21 protein-coding genes and 1 pseudogene are annotated in these 18,995 nt (G+C 62.8%); 20 read left to right on the top strand and 2 right to left on the bottom strand.

The window, feature by feature from the left end:
* Positions 1–13: 13 nt before the first annotated feature.
* The 17 genes from H7R73_RS16495 (at position 14) to H7R73_RS16415 (ending at position 13,794) form a co-directional block, all read left to right on the top strand.
* The gene (locus H7R73_RS16495) at positions 14–1,129 is read left to right on the top strand and encodes a protein-glutamate methylesterase/protein-glutamine glutaminase (RefSeq protein WP_103259762.1); all 1,116 of its coding nucleotides are present in this window, start codon (positions 14–16) and stop codon (positions 1,127–1,129) included.
* A gap of 2 nt (positions 1,130–1,131) precedes the next feature.
* Positions 1,132–1,869: a flagellar motor protein gene (locus tag H7R73_RS16490; protein WP_042016381.1), complete on the top strand. Its 738-nt coding sequence runs from the start codon at positions 1,132–1,134 to the stop codon at positions 1,867–1,869.
* A gap of 2 nt (positions 1,870–1,871) precedes the next feature.
* Positions 1,872–2,780 carry an OmpA family protein gene (locus H7R73_RS16485; RefSeq protein ID WP_103259763.1) on the top strand — a complete coding sequence of 303 codons (909 nt, stop codon included), beginning with the start codon at positions 1,872–1,874 and terminating at the stop codon, positions 2,778–2,780.
* Between the two features lie 4 nt (positions 2,781–2,784).
* Positions 2,785–3,579 (top strand): ParA family protein, encoded by a 795-nt coding sequence (locus H7R73_RS16480; RefSeq protein ID WP_010673940.1) that lies wholly within the window; start codon positions 2,785–2,787, stop codon positions 3,577–3,579.
* Positions 3,576–4,442 carry a chemotaxis protein CheW gene (locus tag H7R73_RS16475; protein WP_103259764.1) on the top strand — a complete coding sequence of 289 codons (867 nt, stop codon included), beginning with the start codon at positions 3,576–3,578 and terminating at the stop codon, positions 4,440–4,442. The genes H7R73_RS16480 and H7R73_RS16475 overlap by 4 nt, the downstream gene beginning before the upstream one ends.
* A gap of 69 nt (positions 4,443–4,511) precedes the next feature.
* Positions 4,512–5,000, top strand: coding sequence for a chemotaxis protein CheW (locus tag H7R73_RS16470; protein WP_010673942.1), 489 nt, complete (start codon positions 4,512–4,514; stop codon positions 4,998–5,000).
* A gap of 71 nt (positions 5,001–5,071) precedes the next feature.
* Positions 5,072–5,458, top strand: a complete 387-nt coding sequence (locus tag H7R73_RS16465) for a DUF2802 domain-containing protein (protein WP_010673943.1) — start codon at positions 5,072–5,074, stop codon at positions 5,456–5,458.
* Between the two features lie 219 nt (positions 5,459–5,677).
* Positions 5,678–6,313 carry a cytochrome c biogenesis heme-transporting ATPase CcmA gene (gene ccmA / locus H7R73_RS16460; RefSeq protein WP_039039903.1) on the top strand — a complete coding sequence of 212 codons (636 nt, stop codon included), beginning with the start codon at positions 5,678–5,680 and terminating at the stop codon, positions 6,311–6,313.
* A gap of 3 nt (positions 6,314–6,316) precedes the next feature.
* Positions 6,317–6,985: a heme exporter protein CcmB gene (gene ccmB, locus H7R73_RS16455; RefSeq protein WP_010673945.1), complete on the top strand. Its 669-nt coding sequence runs from the start codon at positions 6,317–6,319 to the stop codon at positions 6,983–6,985.
* 166 nt (positions 6,986–7,151) lie between these two features.
* The gene (locus H7R73_RS16450; protein WP_010673946.1) at positions 7,152–7,892 is read left to right on the top strand and encodes a heme ABC transporter permease; all 741 of its coding nucleotides are present in this window, start codon (positions 7,152–7,154) and stop codon (positions 7,890–7,892) included.
* Between the two features lie 2 nt (positions 7,893–7,894).
* Positions 7,895–8,101 (top strand): heme exporter protein CcmD, encoded by a 207-nt coding sequence (ccmD, locus tag H7R73_RS16445; protein WP_039039901.1) that lies wholly within the window; start codon positions 7,895–7,897, stop codon positions 8,099–8,101.
* The gene (ccmE, locus tag H7R73_RS16440; protein WP_103243523.1) at positions 8,098–8,589 is read left to right on the top strand and encodes a cytochrome c maturation protein CcmE; all 492 of its coding nucleotides are present in this window, start codon (positions 8,098–8,100) and stop codon (positions 8,587–8,589) included. The genes ccmD and ccmE overlap by 4 nt, the downstream gene beginning before the upstream one ends.
* Before the next feature lie 79 nt (positions 8,590–8,668).
* Entirely contained in the window at positions 8,669–10,624 is a 1,956-nt protein-coding gene (locus H7R73_RS16435; protein WP_041212639.1) for a heme lyase CcmF/NrfE family subunit, read from the top strand.
* Positions 10,621–11,151: a DsbE family thiol:disulfide interchange protein gene (locus tag H7R73_RS16430; RefSeq protein ID WP_041215578.1), complete on the top strand. Its 531-nt coding sequence runs from the start codon at positions 10,621–10,623 to the stop codon at positions 11,149–11,151. Before H7R73_RS16435 ends, H7R73_RS16430 begins: the two co-directional genes overlap by 4 nt.
* Before the next feature lie 10 nt (positions 11,152–11,161).
* Positions 11,162–11,644 carry a cytochrome c-type biogenesis protein gene (locus tag H7R73_RS16425; protein ID WP_103259765.1) on the top strand — a complete coding sequence of 161 codons (483 nt, stop codon included), beginning with the start codon at positions 11,162–11,164 and terminating at the stop codon, positions 11,642–11,644.
* A complete protein-coding gene (gene ccmI / locus H7R73_RS16420) occupies positions 11,641–12,903 on the top strand; it encodes a c-type cytochrome biogenesis protein CcmI (RefSeq protein ID WP_052815848.1) in 1,263 nt (420 codons plus the stop codon). Before H7R73_RS16425 ends, ccmI begins: the two co-directional genes overlap by 4 nt.
* Positions 12,904–12,981: 78 nt before the next feature.
* Complete coding sequence (locus H7R73_RS16415; RefSeq protein WP_029314176.1) at positions 12,982–13,794, top strand: MlaA family lipoprotein; 813 nt, start codon at positions 12,982–12,984, stop codon at positions 13,792–13,794.
* Between the two features lie 110 nt (positions 13,795–13,904).
* Here H7R73_RS16415 and sodB read toward each other — a convergent pair whose 3' ends face one another.
* A complete protein-coding gene (gene sodB, locus H7R73_RS16410) occupies positions 13,905–14,489 on the bottom strand; it encodes a superoxide dismutase [Fe] (RefSeq protein ID WP_010673954.1) in 585 nt (194 codons plus the stop codon).
* 287 nt (positions 14,490–14,776) lie between these two features.
* Here sodB and H7R73_RS16405 point away from each other — a divergent pair, with 287 nt between their 5' ends.
* On the top strand, positions 14,777–15,121 hold the full coding sequence (locus H7R73_RS16405; RefSeq protein ID WP_010673955.1) for a Grx4 family monothiol glutaredoxin: 345 nt from the start codon (positions 14,777–14,779) through the stop codon (positions 15,119–15,121).
* A gap of 67 nt (positions 15,122–15,188) precedes the next feature.
* On the opposite strand, the gene H7R73_RS16400 is transcribed toward H7R73_RS16405, so the two are convergent.
* Positions 15,189–16,400 carry an RsmB/NOP family class I SAM-dependent RNA methyltransferase gene (locus H7R73_RS16400; protein ID WP_069652836.1) on the bottom strand — a complete coding sequence of 404 codons (1,212 nt, stop codon included), beginning with the start codon at positions 16,398–16,400 and terminating at the stop codon, positions 15,189–15,191.
* 211 nt (positions 16,401–16,611) lie between these two features.
* Here H7R73_RS16400 and H7R73_RS16395 point away from each other — a divergent pair.
* Both H7R73_RS16395 and H7R73_RS16390 read left to right on the top strand, forming a co-directional pair.
* Positions 16,612–18,568: pseudogene (locus H7R73_RS16395) on the top strand (reprolysin-like metallopeptidase).
* On the top strand, positions 18,565–18,888 hold the full coding sequence (locus H7R73_RS16390) for a hypothetical protein (protein ID WP_039039894.1): 324 nt from the start codon (positions 18,565–18,567) through the stop codon (positions 18,886–18,888). Before H7R73_RS16395 ends, H7R73_RS16390 begins: the two are co-directional and overlap by 4 nt.
* The last annotated feature ends 107 nt before the right edge of the window (positions 18,889–18,995 follow it).

The following is an 18,995-nucleotide window of genomic DNA, read 5'->3' as shown; positions in this document are numbered from 1 at the left end:
TAAAAGAATAACAATGGCAGTCAAGGTATTAGTGGTCGACGATTCGAGTTTCTTCCGCCGTCGGGTCAGCGAAATCATCAATCAGGATCCCCTGATGACTGTGATCGACACGGCCCAGAACGGGCGGGAGGCGGTAGACAAGGCGCAGCAGTTGCGGCCCGACGTCATTACCATGGACATTGAAATGCCGGTGCTCGACGGCATCAGCGCCGTGCGCGAGATCATGGCCAAGTGTCCGACCCCCATCCTGATGTTCTCCTCCCTGACCCACGAGGGAGCCAAGGCAACCCTGGATGCGCTGGATGCGGGCGCCCTCGATTTTCTGCCCAAGAAGTTTGAAGACATCGCCCGGGACAAGGACGAAGCCGTCAACCTGCTGCAGCAGCGGGTCAAGGAGATCGCTCGCAAACGCTTCCTGATGGCGACCCGGCCCCGTGCCCCCGAGCCTGCCGTCCGGCCCGCCGTCACGGGGGGCCTGAATCGCCCCTTGGCCGAACGCCAGCCCGAGCCTGTGCGGGCAGCGGCGGCTCCCGCCGCGTTCAAGCGCAGTGGCAAGAGTTACCAGCTGGTTGCCATCGGTACCTCCACCGGCGGGCCGGTGGCACTGCAGAACGTGCTGACCAAGCTGCCGGGAGATTTCCCTCATCCCATTCTGCTGATCCAGCACATGCCGGCCACCTTCACCGCTGCCTTTGCCGCCCGCCTCAACGGGCTGTGCCAGATAGGGGTCAAGGAGGCGCAGGATGGCGACGTGCTCAAGCCGGGTCAGGCCTATCTTGCCCCCGGTGGCAAGCAGATGCTGCTGGAAGGGCGCGGACCCGGTGCCCGTCTTCGCATCATCGATGGCAATGACAAGGTCAACTACAAACCCTGCGTGGACATCACCTTCGCCTCCGCCGCCAAGACCTATGGCGACAAGGTGCTGGCCATCGTCCTGACCGGCATGGGCGCGGATGGCCGCGACGGTGCCCGTCTGCTCAAGGAGCAGGGGGCGACCATCTGGGCGCAGGATGAAGCCTCCTGCGTGGTCTATGGCATGCCCCAGGCCGTTGCCAAGGCGGGCATAGCAAGCGAATCCCTGCCGCTGGATCGGGTGGCCCAGCGCATTCTGGTCGAGTTGGGTCGCTGACCATGGGCATGCTCGGCCTGGTGCTGGCGCTGGGGGCCGTCGCCATCGCCCAGTGGTGGCATGGCGGGAGCCTGCTGACCCTGCTGGATGGCCCGGCCTTTGTCATCGTCGTCGGGGGAACCTGGGGGGCGGTGATCTTGCAGACTCCCCGCAGGTACCTGCTCAGTGCCCTGAGGCAGGCGACCTGGATGCTGTTTCCGCCGCAGCTGGATCTTGCGGAGCAAGCCGAGCGCCTGAAGGCGTGGGCCCAGTTCGCCCGCCAGCAAGGCTTGCTGGCGCTGGAAAACCAGGCCGAGGCCGAGCCCGATCCCTTCACCCGCCAGGGGCTTTCCATGATTGTGGATGGCGTCTCCATCGAGGATATCCGCAGCCTGCTGGAGGCGGATATCGACATCGAGCAGGAGCGCAACGAGCACTCGGCCAGGGTGTTCGAGTCCATGGGGGGGTACAGCCCCACCATCGGCATCATCGGGGCCGTGATTGGCCTCATCCAGGCCATGTTTCATCTGGAGGAGCCAGGCACCCTGGGGGCGGGCATTGCCGTGGCCTTCGTCGCCACCATCTACGGGGTGGGCTTTGCCAACTTGCTCTATCTGCCGATTGCGAATCGGTTGCGCGCCTTCCACTACCATTACGGCCTCTATCAGGAGATGACCCTGGAGGGGCTTCTGGCCATCGCCCACGGGGAGAACGGCCCGCAGGTTGAAAGGCGGTTACGGGCTTATCTGAAAGGGGAGTAGCCATGCGCAAGCGCTATCGTTTGCACCTGCAAGGGCGAGAGCATCTCGATCGCTGGCTGGTCTCCTATGCCGATTACATGACGCTCATCTTCGCCCTTTTCGTGGTGCTCTACTCCGTTGCCATCGTCAACAAGGAGGAGTACCGCGCCGTCATCGAGGGTATGACCCAGGCCTTCAACCAGGCGCCGCGCAGCGATGGCCTGCTGGAAGGGCGGGGTAATTCCTTGCTGGACAACTCGGTCTCGGCCGCCCCCAGCCTGCTGGAGAGCCAGGCCTCTGCGTCCCCCTCGCGTGCCCCCATCACGGGTACGCCCGTCTCGCAAGATGGCACGGCTCTTGCGCAGATCGACATGCAGATCCAGGAGTCCATGGGCGCCCTGGTCGATGCGGGGGTGGTGAAGCTTGCGCAGGATGACAACTGGCTGACGGTGGAGCTGAGTTCAGGTCTCCTGTTCAACAGTGGCAGCGCTTTTCTGGGGAGCAATGCCGCCCCTGTGCTCGATACGCTTTCAGGTATTCTCAAACCGGTCGATAACTATGTCAGGGTGCGGGGCTACACGGATAACCAACCGATAAACAACGAAATTTTCCGCTCCAACTGGACATTGTCAGCGGCCCGCGCCGAGGCAGTGCTCAATGCCCTGGTGGGCAAGGGGGTGGCTCCCGGTCGGCTCGCCTACGAGGCGTACGGAGAGTTTTCCCCCTTCGTCGACAATGGCACCGAGCAGGGACGATTACAGAATCGCAAGGTGGTGGTCGCCATATCCAGGTTCGCCTGGGTGCCGCCAGCCCCCGTCAAACCGCTGACGGGGGCACCGGTGCAGGACGCACCGCAGAGTGTCGACAGTGAAAAGATCAGGGTGATCGCGCTGCCCGGTGGGGGCATACGCATAACAACAAGGCAGGATTGATACAGTGATTGTTTGGACGGTTGCCAATCAGAAAGGTGGAGTCGGTAAAACCACCACGGTCGTCTCCCTGGCGGGCATTCTGGCCCAGCGTGGCCAGCGGGTACTGCTGATCGACACCGACCCCCACGCCTCCCTGACCTCCTATCTCGATTTCGACTCGGACAGGCTGGAAGGCACCCTGTACGAGTTGTTCCAGGCGGCCAAACCCAGCGCAGAGCTGGTCAACCGGATGACCCTCAAGACCCGATTCGAGAACATCAGCCTGCTGCCCGCCTCGATTACCCTGGCCACGCTGGATCGGGTGATGGGCAACCGGGAAGGGATGGGGTTGGTGCTCAAGCGCGCTCTGCTGCGGGTGCAGGATCAGTTCGACTACGTGCTCATCGACTGCCCGCCGGTGCTGGGGGTCATGATGGTGAACGCGCTGGCGGCCTGCGATCGCATCCTGGTGCCGGTACAGACCGAATTCCTGGCCCTCAAGGGGCTGGAGCGGATGATGAAGACCTTCGAGATCATGCAGCGCTCCAAGCGGGAGAAGTTCCGCTACACCATCATTCCGACCATGTTTGACAAGCGTACCCGCGCCTCCCTGATGACATTGCAGTCCATCAAGGAGCAGTATGGGGAGGCGGTGTGGAATGCGGTCATTCCCATCGACACCAAATTCAGGGATGCCAGTCTGGTGCACATTCCTCCCTCCATCTATGCACCGGGCAGCCGGGGCACCTATGCCTATGAGACCCTGCTCAACCATCTCGACGCGCTGGAGCGTCAACGGACCCAGGAGGTGATGCCGTGAGAGAGACCACCCAGGTTCGGGCCATGGACGACTATTTCCACTCCCTGCTGCTGGACGATGCCCTGCTGCGGGAAGATCCCGAAGACGAAGCACCGGCCCCAGCGTTGCAACGTCAGACCGTCGCCGTGCCGGAGGTGGCTGCCACCCCCTATCTTGAAGCCGATACCCGACTGGCCCAGCTGAGCGAGCTGCTTGCCCAGGTGGGACAGGTCCAGTTCGAGATGGATGCCCTGAGCCACGAAGAGGTGCATGTCGAGCCATTCCAGCTCGAGGCGGAGGTGGTTGGCAGTGAGCCTCTGGTCGCCCTGGCAGAGCCGGTGGTGGAAGCCGTGGTGGAGGAGGTCGAGCCCGTCGCCCTCGCGGTGGCGGAACCCGCGCCCGCCCTCGAAGCGGCGCCCGCACCATCGACCTGGGAGAACCTGGATACCGGCAACGAGTTTCAGGCGCTCTTCTTCGACGTGGCCGGGGTGACGTTTGCGGTGCCTCTGACCGAGTTGGGGGGCATCCATCAACTGGGGGAGGTGACCTCTCTCTTCGGCCAACCGGGCTGGTACAAGGGGATCATGACCTCCCGCGAGCAGAAGATGAACGTGGTGGACACGGCCCAGTGGGTCATGCCGGGCCAGCATCTGGAGATGGACGATTACAAATATCTGATTATGCTGGGAGAATCACCCTGGGGATTGGCCTGTCACCAGTTGAAGGGCACAGAACTGCTGCACCGGGACCAGGTGAAGTGGCGCCATCAGGAGGGCAAGCGCCCCTGGCTGGCCGGCATGGTCAAGGAGAAGATGTGTGCCCTGCTGCACGTCAGGGAGCTCTTGCTGCTGCTTGGCCGGGGCGTGAACATCGAAGGCCGCTGACAACATCGGCATCGCCATGGTTTTATTGCTAATTTTACCCGTTGACGGGTTCATACAAGGATCAAGAAGATGACAGAGAAGCGCAATATTGCACAGAATCTGGCCGAAGACGAAGTGCTGCAGTGGGTGACCTTCCAGTTGGAAAACGAGACCTATGGCATCAACGTGATGCAGGTTCAGGAAGTGTTGCGCTACACCGAGATCGCTCCGGTCCCGGGTGCACCTGACTACGTGCTGGGCATCATCAACCTGCGTGGCAACGTGGTGACCGTCATCGATACCCGCTCCCGTTTTGGCCTGCCGGCCGGGGACGTGAGCGAGAACTCCCGCATCGTCATCATCGAGGCGGAGAAGCAGGTGATCGGCATCATGGTGGACAGCGTGGCCGAGGTGGTCTATCTGCGTTCCTCCGAGATCGATGCCGCCCCGGCGGTGGGCACCGAGGAGAGCGCCAAGTTCATCCAGGGCGTCAGCAACCGTGACGGCCAACTGCTGATCCTGGTGGATCTCAACAAGCTGCTCTCCGACGAAGAGTGGGAAGACATTGGTTCCCTGTAACAGGGACGGGAACGTGCGGACGGGGGCGATGGCACCTGTCCGCCTCCCTGTGACGGTAAGGTGATGGTTTGATGATTGAATTTGCAGCCTTGGGGTTGTCCTTGCTCGCACTGGTGCTGGCCCTTTACGGGATCCTGGGGCACCGTCGTCGCCAGCGAGAGTCCGAGGCCAGGGTGGAAGCGCTGCAGGGGCAGCTCGAGAGTCTGCGCAAGCAGATGATGGAGTTGCACACGGGCGCCATCGGCATGGGTCAGCGTCTGCAAGCCGCAGAAGGGGCCATGCAGAAGATCCACGACAGCCAGCAGGAGCTGACGTTGCAGGATCCGGAGCGCCGCCTCTACAGCCGCGCCGCCAAGATGGTGGAGCTTGGTGCCGATCTGGACGAGGTGATGAGCGAGTGCGAGTTGCCCCAGGCGGAAGCGGAGCTGCTTATTTCCCTGCGAAAGGGACGCAGCTGACGGATGTGTCGCGGGGAGGCCGGTGCCTCCCCGCTTTCTGTTCGACCCGTGGCCGCCTCTTTCTCGATGCCGGGACGGTGGATAATACTTTGGCATCAATCTCTTTGGTGGGGGCGCGATCTTCCCCACAAATCCTGTTGATTATTGGCATCTTTGAAAAGACGCCTCCGGATCCTGTGTTAAGATGCAGGCCGCCTCATTTTCAACGATTACATCCCCATGCTGCTTCAAGCGAACAATCTGAGCTGCGTGCGTGAAGATCGCACCCTGTTTGAACATCTCTCCTTCGCGGTGCGTGCCGGGGATTTGATGCAGATTGAGGGTCCCAACGGGGTGGGCAAGACCAGCCTGTTGCGCCTGCTCACCGGCCTCTCCCAGCCCTTTGCTGGCGAGGTGTGCTGGAATGGGGAGAATATCCGCCATTGCCGGGATGAATACCACGCCAGCCTGCTTTACCTGGGCCATCAGCCCGGCGTCAAGGCGACCCTGACCCCCCTTGAGAATCTCTCCTTCTACCAGAAGCTCCATGGTCCTGCCGGGGACGGCGTGGATCTCTGGCGGGTGCTGGCCCAGGTCGGCCTCGCCGGTTTCGAAGACTATCCCGCGGGGCAGCTCTCCGCCGGGCAGCAGCGACGGGTGGCGCTGGCCAGGCTGTGGCTGAGCGAGCGACCGGCGCTCTGGATCCTGGACGAGCCCTTCACCGCCATCGACAAGCAGGGGGTCAGGGTGCTGGAGCAGTTGTTCCTCGCCCACGCGGACAGGGGGGGCATGGTGGTCCTTACGACCCACCAGGATCTGACCCTGATGCAGGGACGGCTCAAGACCCTCTCTCTGACCTCGCTGTTGCAGGAGTAGCCCATGCTGCGCGCCGTCATACACCTTATTCACCGCGAGTTGCTGATGGCCCTGCGCCAGCGCGCCGACATCTTCAACCCGCTCTGGTTCTTCCTCATCGTCATCACCCTGTTTCCGTTAGGGATCGGGCCCGAGCCCCAGTTGCTGGCCCGCATCGCTCCCGGCATTATCTGGGTGGCGGCCCTGCTGGCAGCCATGCTCTCCCTGGAGCGGCTGTTTCGTGACGACTTCAGTGACGGCGCCCTGGAGCAGATGATGCTGATGCCCCATCCCTTGGGGTTGCTGGCCCTGGCCAAAGTGATCGCTCACTGGTTGCTGACCGGTCTGCCGCTGTTGCTGGTCTCCCCCTTGCTCGCCATCCTGCTCTCCCTGGAGCTGAAGACCTATCTGGCCGTGGTGGCCACCCTGGCGCTCGGTACACCGGTGCTGAGCCTGCTCGGGGCGGTCGGAGTAGCGCTGACCGCAGGGCTGCGCAAGGGGGGCGTGCTGCTCAGCCTGCTGCTGCTGCCGCTCTATATTCCGGTGCTTATCTTCGCCACGTCCGCCATCGACGCGGCCAGCATGGGACTGCCCTATGCCGGTCAGCTCGCCATCCTGGGGGCCATGCTGGTGGGGGCATTGACCCTGACGCCCCTGGCCATCTCGGCGGCGCTGCGGGTGAGTGTCAACTGATTGATTTGGCGAAAAGATTTTCGTTTGAAGCCTTATTGGGGGCGAGATAGTTGAGATAGATCAAGGGGATGGCTGCTTATTGCTTTCGGGGGATATGATGTTTTTCCCCCATGGGTATGGTAGCCCTCGCCACTTAAAAATTAATAACTGAAAGGTTTCGTGAGCTATGTGGAAATGGTTGCACCCTTATGCCAAACCCGAGCGCGCCTATGGGCTGGCCGGCACCCTGCTGCCCTGGTTTGCCGTGACAAGCCTGCTCGCCTTCATCATCGGCACCGTCTGGGGGCTGGCTTTCGCTCCCGCCGATTACCAGCAGGGTGACTCTTTCAGGATCATCTATATCCATGTGCCCTCCGCCATCCTCTCCATGGGCGCCTACTCCACCATGGCGGTGGCCGCCTTCATTGGCCTGGTGTGGCAACTGCGCATGGCAGACATGACGGTGGCAGCCATCGCCCCGGTGGGGGCCGTCTTCACCTTCATCGCCCTCTTTACCGGCGCCGCCTGGGGCAAACCCATGTGGGGCACCTGGTGGGTGTGGGATGCCCGGCTCACTTCCGAGCTCATCCTGCTGTTCCTCTATCTGGGTGTCATCGCCCTCTACAACGCCTTCAGCGACAAGGTGGTGGCGGGCCGCGCCGCCGGCATCCTGGCGCTGGTCGGGGTGATCAACCTGCCCATCATCCACTACTCGGTGGAGTGGTGGAACACCCTGCACCAGGGGGCCACCATCACCAAGTTTGACAAACCCTCCATCTCCCCCGAGATGCTGTGGCCGCTGCTCATCATGATCCTGGCGTTCGCCGCGTTTCTCGGTGCCCTGACCCTGATGCGTTTTCGCAATGAGCTGCTGATGCGGGAGTGGCACCGCCCCTGGGTCGCCGACATCGCCAGGCAGGAGAAGTAAGCATGCACTTTGCCTCGTTCAGTGATTTCATGGCCATGGGAGGCTATGCCTTCTACGTCTGGCTCTCCTTCGGTCTGACCCTGCTCTGCCTGGTCGGCATCGTCATTTCCACCCGGTTGAAGACCCGCAGCCTGCTTGGCGAACTGCGCAACAAGCAGGCTCGGGAGGCTCGCCGCAAGGCGGCCCAGCAGATGGAGAACACCCTATGAACCCGCGCCGCAAGAAACGCCTCACCATCATCCTGGCCATCAGCCTGGGCCTTGCCAGCGTGACTGGCCTGGTGCTCTATGCCCTGAGCCAGAACATCGACCTCTTCTACACCCCGAGCGAGCTGGTGGAAGGGAAGGGGCCGGAGAAGGTCAAGCCCGAGGAGGGGCAGCGCCTGCGCATCGGTGGCCTGGTGGTGCCGGGGTCTGTGGTGCGGGATCCCCAGAGCCTCAAGGTAGCCTTCAAGCTGGTGGACAACGGCGGCCATCTGGTGACGGTGGAGTTTGACGGTATCCTGCCGGATCTCTTCCGGGAAGGGCAGGGCATTGTCGCTCAGGGCACCCTCAAGGATGCCACCACGGTCGCCGCCTTCGAGGTGCTGGCCAAGCACGACGAGAACTACATGCCGCCGGAAGTGGCCGACGCCACCAACGGCATGCACTTCAAGCCCGAATACACAGAGGCGCAGTTGCAGGGAGCCAAGCAATGATGCCGGTATGCGCCAAGAATTCACTTCTTTATACCGCCAAATCGGCAGGTTTTTCCGTGCAATCGAGAGGAAATAGTCAATGATCCCGGAATTAGGGCAGTTCTCACTGATCCTGGCCTTCGCCACCGCCCTGCTGCTGGGCAGTTACCCGCTGATCGGGGCCCATCTCGGTCGTCTTGGCATGATGTCGGCGGCCCGCCCGCTCGCCTACAGCCAGTTCCTGCTGCTGCTGCTGTCGTTTCTCTGCCTCACCTGGGCCTTTATCGACAACGACTTCACCGTGCAGTACGTGGCCACCAACTCCAACAGCCTGCTGCCCCTGCAATACCGCATCTCGGCGGTGTGGGGAGCCCATGAAGGCTCGCTGCTGCTCTGGGTGCTGACCCTGGGGGGCTGGACGGCGGCGGTAGCCCTCTTCAGCCGCCGCCTGCCGCTCGATGCAGTGGCGCGGGTACTCGGGGTGCTCGGCCTTATCTCGGTGGGCTTCACCGCCTTCGTGCTGTTCACCTCGGATCCTTTCACCCGCACCCTGCCGTATTTCCCGGTGGACGGGCGGGATCTCAATCCGCTGCTGCAGGATCCCGGTCTCATCTTCCACCCCCCCATGCTCTACATGGGCTACGTGGGCTTCTCGGTGGCCTTCGCCTTCGCCATCGCCTCCCTGATGACGGGGCGTCTGGACGCCACCTGGGCGCGCTGGTCCCGTCCCTGGACCATGGCGGCCTGGGTCTTCCTGACGCTGGGCATCGTGCTCGGTTCCTGGTGGGCCTATTACGAACTCGGCTGGGGCGGCTGGTGGTTCTGGGACCCGGTGGAAAACGCCTCCTTCATGCCCTGGCTGGCGGGCACGGCCCTGCTCCACTCCCTCGCGGTGAGCGAGAAGCGCGCCACCTTCAAGGCCTGGACCGTGCTGCTGGCGCTCTCGGCCTTCTCCCTGAGCCTGCTAGGCACCTTCCTGGTGCGTTCCGGCGTGCTGGTGTCGGTCCATGCGTTTGCCTCGGACCCGACCCGGGGTCTGTTCATCCTGGGCTTCCTGCTGGCGGTGATAGGCAGCTCCCTGCTGCTGTTCGCCTTCAAGGGCTCCCAGGTGAAGAGCCACGGCAAGCATGAGCTGTGGAGCCGCGAGACCCTGCTCCTTGGCAACAACATCCTGCTGGTGGCGGGCCTGCTCACCGTGCTGCTCGGCACCCTGTTGCCCCTGGTGCACAAGGAGCTGGGGCTTGGCAGCATCTCCATCGGCACCCCCTTCTTCAACCACATCTACAGCTGGCTCATCATCCCCTTCGCCCTGCTGCTGGGGGTGGGCCCCCTGTTCCGCTGGCGCCGCCAGGATCTCGGTGAGCTCAAGGGCAAGGTGATGCTCGCCCTGGTGCTGAGCCTGGCCGCGGCTCTGCTGTTGCCCAAACTCTTTGCCGAGGCGTTCAAACCCTGGGCTGCGCTCGGTATCGGGCTTGGCGTCTGGATCATCGTCACCAGCGTGCAGGAGACCTGGGCGCGGGCCACCCACAAACACGGTTTTGCCACCGGCGTGCGCAAGCTTGGCAACAGCCACTGGGCCATGATCCTGGGGCACGTGGGGCTCGCGGTCAGCATCATCGGCATCGCCTGCACCCAGAACTACAGCATCGAGAAGGACCTGCGGATGCAGGCCGGCGATCGCGTCCAGTTCGCCGATTACGAGTTCGTCTTCACCGGCATCAAGGAGAAGAACGGCCCCAACTACGACGGTTTCAAGGGCGTGCTGGAAGTGCACCGGGATGGCAAGCAGGTAGCCCTGCTCAAGCCCGAGAAGCGGATGTACACCGTGAGCCGCATGCCGATGACCGAGGCGGCCATCGATGCGGGGGTTACCCGGGATCTCTATGCGGCGCTCGGCGAGCAACTCGACAACGGCGCCTGGGCGGTACGGATCTACTACAAGCCCTTCGTGCGCTGGATCTGGTTTGGCGGCGTCTTCATGGCCCTCGGCGGCGTGCTGGCCATGTTGGACAAGCGCTACCGCTTCGGACGTCGTGACGAGGAGGCCAAGGCATGAGCAAGAAGACCTGGCTCTATCTGCTGCCCTTCATCATCTTCCTGATGGGGGCCGTGTTTCTGTTCAAGGGGCTCTACTCCGATCCCACCAAGCTCGAATCCGTGATGGTGGACAAGGAGGTGCCCGTGTTCACCCTGCAGGACATCTATGACCTGGGCAAGCAGCACGACAGGAGCATCCTCAAGGGGCGCCCCATGCTGCTCAACGTCTGGGCCACCTGGTGCCCGACCTGTTACGGAGAACACACCTACCTCAAGGAGCTGGCGGGGCAGGGGATCTACATCGTCGGCATGAACTACAAGGACGAGCGTGACAAGGCCATCAAGTGGCTGGCGGAGCTTGGCAATCCCTACCAGGTCAACCTCTACGATCCGGACGGCATGCTGGGGCTGGATCTCGGTGTCTATGGCGCGCCCGAGACCTTCTTCATCGACAGCCAGGGCATCATCCGCTATCGCCACGTGGGGGACATCAACCCAGACGTCTGGGCCAGTACCCTCAAACCCATCTTTGATGCCATGAAGTGAGGCCTCCCCGATGAAAACACTGATTGCATCCTTGTTGCTGCTGGCTGGTCTCGTCTGCGCCGGACAGGCCCGCGCCGCCATCGATGTCTACACCTTCGAGAGCGACGCCCAGGAGCAGACCTTTCGCGAGCTGACTAAGGAGCTGCGCTGCCCCAAGTGCCAGAACCAGGATATCGCGGACTCCAACGCCGGGCTCGCCAAGGATCTGCGGGACAAGACCTACCAGATGGTGCGCGAGGGCAAGGAGAAGCAGGAAGTGGTGGACTACATGGTGGCCCGCTACGGCAACTTCATTCTCTATGATCCCCCCCTGATGGCCTCGACCCTGATCCTCTGGCTTGGCCCCTTGTTGGTCATCGTGATTGGCGTCGTCACCGTGGTGGTGCGAAGCCGCCGCCATGCCCCTGCTCCCTTGCAACAGCCTGAAGGCACCCTGAGTGCAGAAGAGCAGGCCAGGCTGTCCGCCCTGCTCAAAGAGGAAGAGAAATCATGACCCCATTCTGGATACTGGGTGCGGCCCTGCTGGTGCTGGCGAGCCTGGCGCTGATCGTGCCGCTGTGGCGCGGCGAGGGCAGGCAGAGCATCAGTCGCTCGGCCCTCAACAAGCAGCTCTATCGCCAGCGCCTGCTGGAGATAGGGGAAGAGCGGGAGCAGGGGATACTGGCGGAGGAGCCGGAATCCCTGGTGGAGCTGCAGCGCAGCCTCCTGGACGACATTCCCGACGTGGAGCAGACCGCCCGTGGCGGCAAGAGCCTGATCTGGATCCCCGGTGTGCTGGTGCTGGCGGTGGTGAGCATCGGCCTCTACGCCAAGCTCGGCGCCTGGCAGGAGGTGAGCCGCTGGCAGGATGCCAGCAGCCGGTTGGGGGAGCTCAGCAATCGCATCCTGGTGGAGCGTGATGCCCGGGTGACCGAGCAGGATCTGCTGGACTTCACCCTGGCCCTGCGAACCCGGCTGAAAGAAGAACCGAACGACTACCGTGGCTGGCTGCTGCTGGGGCGCCTGACCCTGGATGGCAATGATCCCGAGATGGCCCGCGAGGCGCTGGAGCGTGCCTACGCCCTCGCGCCCCAGAAGGCCATGGTGGCGGTGCCCTATGCCCAGGCCCTGATGATGACGGGGGAGGAAGCCCGTGCGGATCAGCTGTTGCAGGCGGTCATTGCCGAGGACCCGGCCAACATCGAGGCCCGCTCCGTCCACGCCTTCATGGCCCTGCAAAAAGAGGATTTCCAGACCGCCCTCGACCGCTGGCAGGGGATGTTGCCGCTGCTGGAGCCGGGCTCGGCCCGCTACACCATGGTGGAGCGCTCCATGGAGTACGCCAGGCAGCAGCTTGGCCAGCGTGGCATCGCCGTGACCACCCCGTCTGCCGAAGGCCAGGCACAAGCCGAGGTGCTGGCGGTGAAAGAGGGGGAGTTCCCCCTGCACATCACCCTGGCGCCGGGAATAAAGATGCCGGAAGATGCCCATCTGTTCGTCTTTGCGGTGATCCCCAACGGTCCGCCCATGCCCATCGCGGTCAAGCGCATTGCTGGCCCGCATCTCCCGCTCACCCTCTCCCTGGGGGACGGGGATGCCATGATGGAGGGGAGCAAGCTGGCGGCCCATGCCGAGCTGCAGTTCAAGGCGCGCCTCTCCCGAGGTGGCAACGTCATGAACAAGGAAGGCGCCTTTGAAGGGGTTTCGGTCACCGTGCCGACCAGCACCATCCCCACAGCGCCGATTGACATCCGCATCGATCACGCCCTCTAATACGCTTTTGGCCCACCCCTTGGGGTGGGCCCCCTGTATAATTCATATCAATACCCAAAAAAATCTTAGGACTTTCATATGTATCTGCGTTCAGGAGCATTGGCGGTGGCATTGCTGCTCGCGGGCTGTGCGGGCGGCCCTCCCAAGCCGGGCCCGGAGAGCCTGGATCTCGGCGAGACCCCGAGCCGCCCCGGGGCATCCAGCACGGCCAGCGATCCTCGCGACCCCTTCCAGGGGCCCAACCGTGCCATGTGGGCCGTCAACTATGACGTGCTGGAGCCCTATGTGGCGCGCCCCGTGGTACACGGCTATGCCCGCTATGTTCCGCAAGGGGTGAGGGACAGCATCGAGAATTTCGTGGACAACTTCGACGAGCCGAGCAGCATGGTAAACCACCTGCTGGTGGGTGATCTGAAAGGGGCCGGTACCAACCTGGGTCGCTTCACCCTCAACACCACTGTGGGCCTGCTCGGTCTGTTCGACGTGGCCAAGCATGCGGGCCTGGCTCGCAACACGCTGGAGATGGATACCGTGCTCGGCAAGGCCGACATCGGGGATGGCGCCTATCTGATGGTGCCGGTCTACGGTCCCACTACCACCCGGCAACTGGTGGGGGATACCATCGATACCATCTACTTCCCCTATGCCCTGCTGACCTTCCCGCTGAAGGTGGTGCACTGGGCGCTGGATGGCCTCGGTACACGCTCCAAGCTGATCGATCAGGAGCGCATCATCGACAACGCGCTGGATCCTTACGCCCTGACCAAGGACTTCTACTTGCAGTACAACGATGGCAAGGTGACGGGCCGCAAACCCGAGCTCCAGGAGCAGAAGCCAGAGGCGGCGGATGATGGCAACCTCGACGATTACATGGACGAGATAGACCAGTAAGCACGGTCATCTTCCACAAGGCGCCTGCGGGCGCCTTTGTTGTCGATGGCAGGTGTTCGACCATAAAAAAACGCCCCGCAAGTGCGGGGCGTTTTGGCAAGAAAGGCTTATCAGGCAGCCAGGTTCTTGGCCACGAATTCCCAGTTGACCAGGGCCCAGAAGGTTTCCATGTACTTCGGACGCAGGTTGCGGAAATCGATGTAGTAGGCGTGTTCCCACAGGTCGACGGTCAGCAGCGGGGTGGTACCGGCTTCGGTCAGCGGGCAACCGGCGTTGGAGGTGTTGACGATGGCCAGGGAGCCGTCAGCCTTTTTCACCAGCCAGGTCCAGCTGGAGCCGAAGTTGCCGATGGCAGACTTGGTGAACGCATCCTTGAACTCGGCGAAGGAGCCGAAGGCCTTGGTGATGGCATCGGCCAGGGCGCCAGTGGGCTCGCCACCGCCGTTCGGGGAGAGGCAGTGCCAGTAGAAGGTGTGGTTCCAGATCTGGGCAGCGTTGTTGAAGACGCCACCAGTGGAGGTCTTGATGATCTCTTCCAGAGACTTGCCTTCAAACTCGGTACCCGGCACCAGGTTGTTCAGGTTGACCACGTAGGTGTTGTGGTGCTTGCCATGGTGGTATTCCAGAGTTTCCTGGGAGATGTGCGGTTCCAGAGCATTGATTGCATAGGGCAGAGCGGGAAGTTCGAAAGCCATTTTCTACTCTCCATTGGCTGGTCCGTGCGAAGGCGACGGTTGCAAGACATTGCGTACTCTTTTCTATCTTGAAAAGAATTGTTCTTGAAATGAGGGGGCCAGACGGCCCAAAGCCCGTCGATTGTAGCAGTATCAAAGATGGGCGAACAACCCTTGATTCTTGCCATGATCCGGATCAAGCTGCGGCGTATTGATGCATGACTTCTTTCATTAGCAACGGTTTGCCAGTTTGTGGTCTGCCCGGATTGCAGTAGAATGGCCGCCGAAATCGCTCCAGTGAGGCATTTATGGAAACTATTGAAAAGATCAAACAGCAGTTGGCTGAGAATCCCATCATCCTCTACATGAAGGGATCCCCCAAGCTGCCCAGCTGCGGTTTCTCTGCCCAGGCCTCCCAGGCCCTGATGTCCTGCGGCGAGCCTTTCGCCTATGTCGACATCCTGCAGAACCCGGACATCCGCGCCGAGCTGCCGAAATTCGCCAACTGGCCCACCTTCCCGCAACTGTGGGTCGAGGGCGAGCTGGTCGGTGGTTGCGACATCATGATCGAGATGTTCCAGGCCGGCGAGCTGCAGACCCTGATCAAGGAAACTGCCGCCAAGCACAAACAGGATGACGCTGCCGCCGAATAAGGCCGCATCCATACCATGCAAAAAGGGGAGCCACTGGCTCCCCTTTTCTTTGTGCCCACGACAGACATCAGGCGATGCGCTCGAGGCGCGCCATGTAGAAGCCGTCGAAGCCGGTCTCGGCCGGGCTGACGTTGTGATCGCCGATCAGGCGGAAGTGCTCGTTGGCGGCGAGGAACTTGTCCACCTGCTGGCGGTTCTCCTCGGGCAGGATGGAGCAGGTGGCGTAGACCAGCAGGCCGCCCACCTTCACCATCTGGCTGTAGCGCTGCAGGATCTCCTCTTGCAGGGCGACCAGCACCGGCAGGCGCTCGGCGGTGTCGCGCCACTTGGCATCCGGGTTGCGCTTGAGCACGCCAAGGCCGGAGCAGGGGACGTCCAGCAGCACGCGATCGGCGCTTTCTTTCAGGCGCTTGACGGTCTTGCTGCTGGTGATGACCCGGGTCTCCACGTTGTGGGCACCGGCGCGGCGGGCACGCTGCTTGAGGTTCTCCAGTTTCCACTCTTCCACGTCCATGGCCAGCAGACGGCCCTTGCCCTGCATCATGGCGGCCAGGTGCAGGGTCTTGCCGCCGGCACCGGCACAGGCGTCGATGACCCGCATGCCGGGCTTGACGTCGAGGGCCGCGGCCACCAGCTGGGAGCCGGCATCCTGCTGCTCGAAGCAGCCATCGGCAAAGGCCTGGGTACGGAACAGGGCGGCGTCCGAGGTCACTTGCAAGGCAGTCTCCACTCCGTCGACGAGCACTGTGGTGACATGCTCTTTGGCCAGCATGGCTTGCAGCTCGTCCCGGGTGCACTTGAGGGTGTTGACCCGCAGGTAACGCTTGGGCATCCAGGCCAGGGCGGCACGCTCGGCCGGCCAGGCGTCGCCCAGTTGCTCGCTGCCGAGCTTTTCCAGCCAGGCAGGGCAGCCGTCCATCAGCACCGGGTTCTTCTTGGCCTCGGTCAGGCGGCGGCGGAACGCCTCCTCGTTGAAGCGATCCAGGGTCGGGTGGTTGGGCTGATCTATCTTGTGGAAGGCGTGCCAGCTGTGCAGCAGCGGCCAGACATTCTTCTCCGCCTGACGGACCTGGATGCCGGTGAGGAAGCAGTAGAGGCTGAGGCGGCGCAGCAGATCGCCGGTGACCAGGGCAATCCTTGCCTGTTCTTGCGGTTTGAGTTCGATGCCGGAGAAGTGACGTGCATAGGCGCGGTCGAGGGTAAGACCCTGACCCAGCACATCGTCAACGATGGCAACGACCAGATCCCCGAAACGGGGCAACAGTGGGGACTTGAGCATGAGATTAACCTTGGCCAAAGAAAGAGTGAACCGGCCCCGTCGAAGAGGGGTTCTGGAACGGACAAATCCGCGCCATGATAGGGGCTAGTCTGCATTGGTGCAACCTTCCCCATTCGGGGAATGTACAGAGGATGTTGCTGGACTAATCGGACCAGCGGGCAAATGATGCCGTGGCAGTTCAGGTGAATCCGTTTAAAAAGGAATTAAAAAGATGCAGTTGATGAAATATTCTCCGCTGGCGGTGCTGGTGGCGGGTCTGATGACGTCCGGCAACCTGATGGCCGGCGAGTGGCATACGGTCACGGCGCGGGCCACCGCCGCCGATGGGTACGAGGTGAGGGCCAGCCAGTATCGCCTCGTCACCGTCTCCACCGATTACCTGGCTGCCCTGAAGGGGGGCGAGCGCCGCCTGACCCTGCCTCTGCCGGATGGCAAGGAGGTGACCTTCAGTCTGCAACCTTATGATCTGCTGCCGGCGGATCTGGCCGCCAAATATCCCGATATCCTGGCCTTCAAGGGGTACAACGAAGCGGCGCCGGGCGAGACCGGGCGCTTCGATCTCGGTCCCCAGGGATTCCACGCCATGTTCAGCCATGAAGGGAAGATGGTGTTCGTCGATCCCCTTCGCAATGGGGAAGGCTATGCCGTCTATTACCAGCAGGATGCCCACAGCCGGCTGGAAGAAGAGGCGGACAAGGTGATCGGGGGCGAGGCCAAAAAGCTGGCCCGCCAGGTGCTGGTGGATGGCAACGAGCGCAAGCGCTATGTCATCGCCATCTCGGCGGCGGGGGAGTACACCCAGTATCACGGCGGCACCGTGGAGGCGGGTCTTGGCGCCATCACCACCCTGCTCAACCGGGTCAACGAGGTCTACCAGCGTGACGTGGCGGCCGAATTCCAGCTCGCCAGCGGCAACGACACCATCATCTTCACCGACGTGGCGAACGATCCCTTCAACAATGATGACGGCGATATCGATGCCAACATGCAGGTGCAGGCCGATGCCCTGACCAAGGGGCTGGGGGCCTTCGACATCGGCCATGTGGTCAACACCGGTGGCGGCGGCCTGGCGGGACTGGGCGTACTCTGCACCCCTGACAAATCGGCGGGGATGACGGGCTCCTCCGAGCCGGTGGGGGATGCCTTCTTCATCGACTACGTAGCCCACGAGATTGGTCACCAGTTCGGGGCAGACCACACCTTCAACGGCACCACAGGCAGTTGTGGCGGCGGCAACCGGGAGGCAAGCCAGGCCTGGGAGCCGGGCAGCGGCAGCTCCATCATGGCCTATGCAGGGATCTGCGGAGACGAAGATCTGCAGCCCCACAGCGAGCCCTATTTCCACAGCAAGTCCATCGAGCAGATGCGGGCCCACATGGCCACGGAGCCAAATTGCGGCACCCCGTTGGCGCTGGTCAACAATGCGCCCCAGGTGGCGGCAGGCAATGACTACGTCATCCCTGCCAACACCCCCTTCGTGCTCAAGGGGGCGGGGGCCGATCTTGACAGCGATCCGCTGAATTACACCTGGGAGCAGATCGATCTGGGGACGGAGTCGAGCAGCCCGGCCACCATGGTGGACGACGGCAGCCGCCCGCTGTTCCGTTTCGTGGCGCCCACCAGCGTGCCGGAGCGCACCCTGCCGAGTCTCACCTCCCTGCTCACCAACACCCTGGCGATAGGGGAGGCCTGGCCTGCCACCAACCGGGACCTGAACTTCCGCCTCACGGCGCGGGACGGCAAGGGCGGATGACATGAAGATCCAGGTGGTCAACACCGGCAAGGCCTTTGCCCTGACCAGCCCGGTGGTGACCCCCCTGGGGGCGGGCAAGACGCAGACCATCAGTTGGGAAGTGGCCGGCACCAATGCCGCCCCCATCAACTGCAGCAAGGTGGATCTCTTCATGACCCGGGACGAGGGGGCAAACTGGACTCCCCTTGCCAGCGGCAAACCCAACTCGGGCTCGGCGAGCGTCACCATCCCGGCGGGCCAGGATGGCACTGCCCGCTTGAAGGTGGCGTGCAGCGACAACATCTTCTTCGCCATCAGTCCCCTCAAGCTCTCGGTCACCCAGCGCGGTGAAGAGGGGGGAAGCGGTGGCGGTGGTGCCCTCGGCTTCTGGACCCTGGCCCTGGCGTTGCTGGGCTGGCAGCGGAGGCGGGCATGAGACTGGCCGGGGTGCTGCTGCTCACCCTGCTCGGCGGTTGTCAGGCCGATGCAGACACCCTGGATCAGGCGGTCAGCGCCAGCCTCGCCAGGCAGGATTACCGGCTGATCGTGCGGGCCGGGCGCGGCGAGGTGGCGCCCGGGATCGCGGCGGATCAGCAGGCGGCGGCCAAGGCGCGCTGCGGCGTGCGCTATCTCGACGGATTCGGGGATGTCATCAAGCCGGATCAGAAGGAGGCCCACGCCAGGCTGAGCGCCTATGCGGCGGACTACAACCGGCGCATGCTGGCCCATTGCCCGCCGGTTGACGGCAAGCAGTAGGCTGACGGTCATCGGCATAAAGGGGGAGGCATGAGCCTCCCTCTCTTTTTGCTCCGCCATTTGGCCGCTCCGAGGCTTGTACCCATGGCGCGCTCGTCGCACAATGC

It is taken from the genome of Aeromonas sp. WP2-W18-CRE-05, assembly GCF_014168615.1.
Classification (GTDB): domain Bacteria; phylum Pseudomonadota; class Gammaproteobacteria; order Enterobacterales; family Aeromonadaceae; genus Aeromonas; species Aeromonas caviae.
The sequence above is the reverse complement of the archived record's forward strand: the minus strand, read 5'-3'. Positions and strand labels throughout refer to the sequence as shown.

Bases quoted from the DNA above. Each gene is read 5' to 3' on its own strand.
- H7R73_RS16485 (WP_103259763.1), top strand. From the start codon at position 1,872: ATGCGCAAGCGCTATCGTTTGCACCTGCAAGGGCGAGAGCATCTCGAT.
- H7R73_RS16470 (WP_010673942.1), top strand. From the start codon at position 4,512: ATGACAGAGAAGCGCAATATTGCACAGAATCTGGCCGAAGACGAAGTG.
- ccmB (WP_010673945.1), top strand. From the start codon at position 6,317: ATGCTGCGCGCCGTCATACACCTTATTCACCGCGAGTTGCTGATGGCC.
- H7R73_RS16390 (WP_039039894.1), top strand. From the start codon at position 18,565: ATGAGACTGGCCGGGGTGCTGCTGCTCACCCTGCTCGGCGGTTGTCAG.
- H7R73_RS16415 (WP_029314176.1), top strand. From the start codon at position 12,982: ATGTATCTGCGTTCAGGAGCATTGGCGGTGGCATTGCTGCTCGCGGGC.
- H7R73_RS16435 (WP_041212639.1), top strand. From the start codon at position 8,669: ATGATCCCGGAATTAGGGCAGTTCTCACTGATCCTGGCCTTCGCCACC.
- ccmE (WP_103243523.1), top strand. From the start codon at position 8,098: ATGAACCCGCGCCGCAAGAAACGCCTCACCATCATCCTGGCCATCAGC.
- sodB (WP_010673954.1), bottom strand. From the start codon at position 14,489: ATGGCTTTCGAACTTCCCGCTCTGCCCTATGCAATCAATGCTCTGGAA.
- ccmD (WP_039039901.1), top strand. From the start codon at position 7,895: ATGCACTTTGCCTCGTTCAGTGATTTCATGGCCATGGGAGGCTATGCC.
- H7R73_RS16495 (WP_103259762.1), top strand. From the start codon at position 14: ATGGCAGTCAAGGTATTAGTGGTCGACGATTCGAGTTTCTTCCGCCGT.
- H7R73_RS16450 (WP_010673946.1), top strand. From the start codon at position 7,152: ATGTGGAAATGGTTGCACCCTTATGCCAAACCCGAGCGCGCCTATGGG.
- H7R73_RS16465 (WP_010673943.1), top strand. From the start codon at position 5,072: ATGATTGAATTTGCAGCCTTGGGGTTGTCCTTGCTCGCACTGGTGCTG.
- H7R73_RS16430 (WP_041215578.1), top strand. From the start codon at position 10,621: ATGAGCAAGAAGACCTGGCTCTATCTGCTGCCCTTCATCATCTTCCTG.
- H7R73_RS16400 (WP_069652836.1), bottom strand. From the start codon at position 16,400: ATGCTCAAGTCCCCACTGTTGCCCCGTTTCGGGGATCTGGTCGTTGCC.
- H7R73_RS16425 (WP_103259765.1), top strand. From the start codon at position 11,162: ATGAAAACACTGATTGCATCCTTGTTGCTGCTGGCTGGTCTCGTCTGC.
- ccmA (WP_039039903.1), top strand. From the start codon at position 5,678: ATGCTGCTTCAAGCGAACAATCTGAGCTGCGTGCGTGAAGATCGCACC.
- H7R73_RS16490 (WP_042016381.1), top strand. From the start codon at position 1,132: ATGGGCATGCTCGGCCTGGTGCTGGCGCTGGGGGCCGTCGCCATCGCC.
- ccmI (WP_052815848.1), top strand. From the start codon at position 11,641: ATGACCCCATTCTGGATACTGGGTGCGGCCCTGCTGGTGCTGGCGAGC.
- H7R73_RS16405 (WP_010673955.1), top strand. From the start codon at position 14,777: ATGGAAACTATTGAAAAGATCAAACAGCAGTTGGCTGAGAATCCCATC.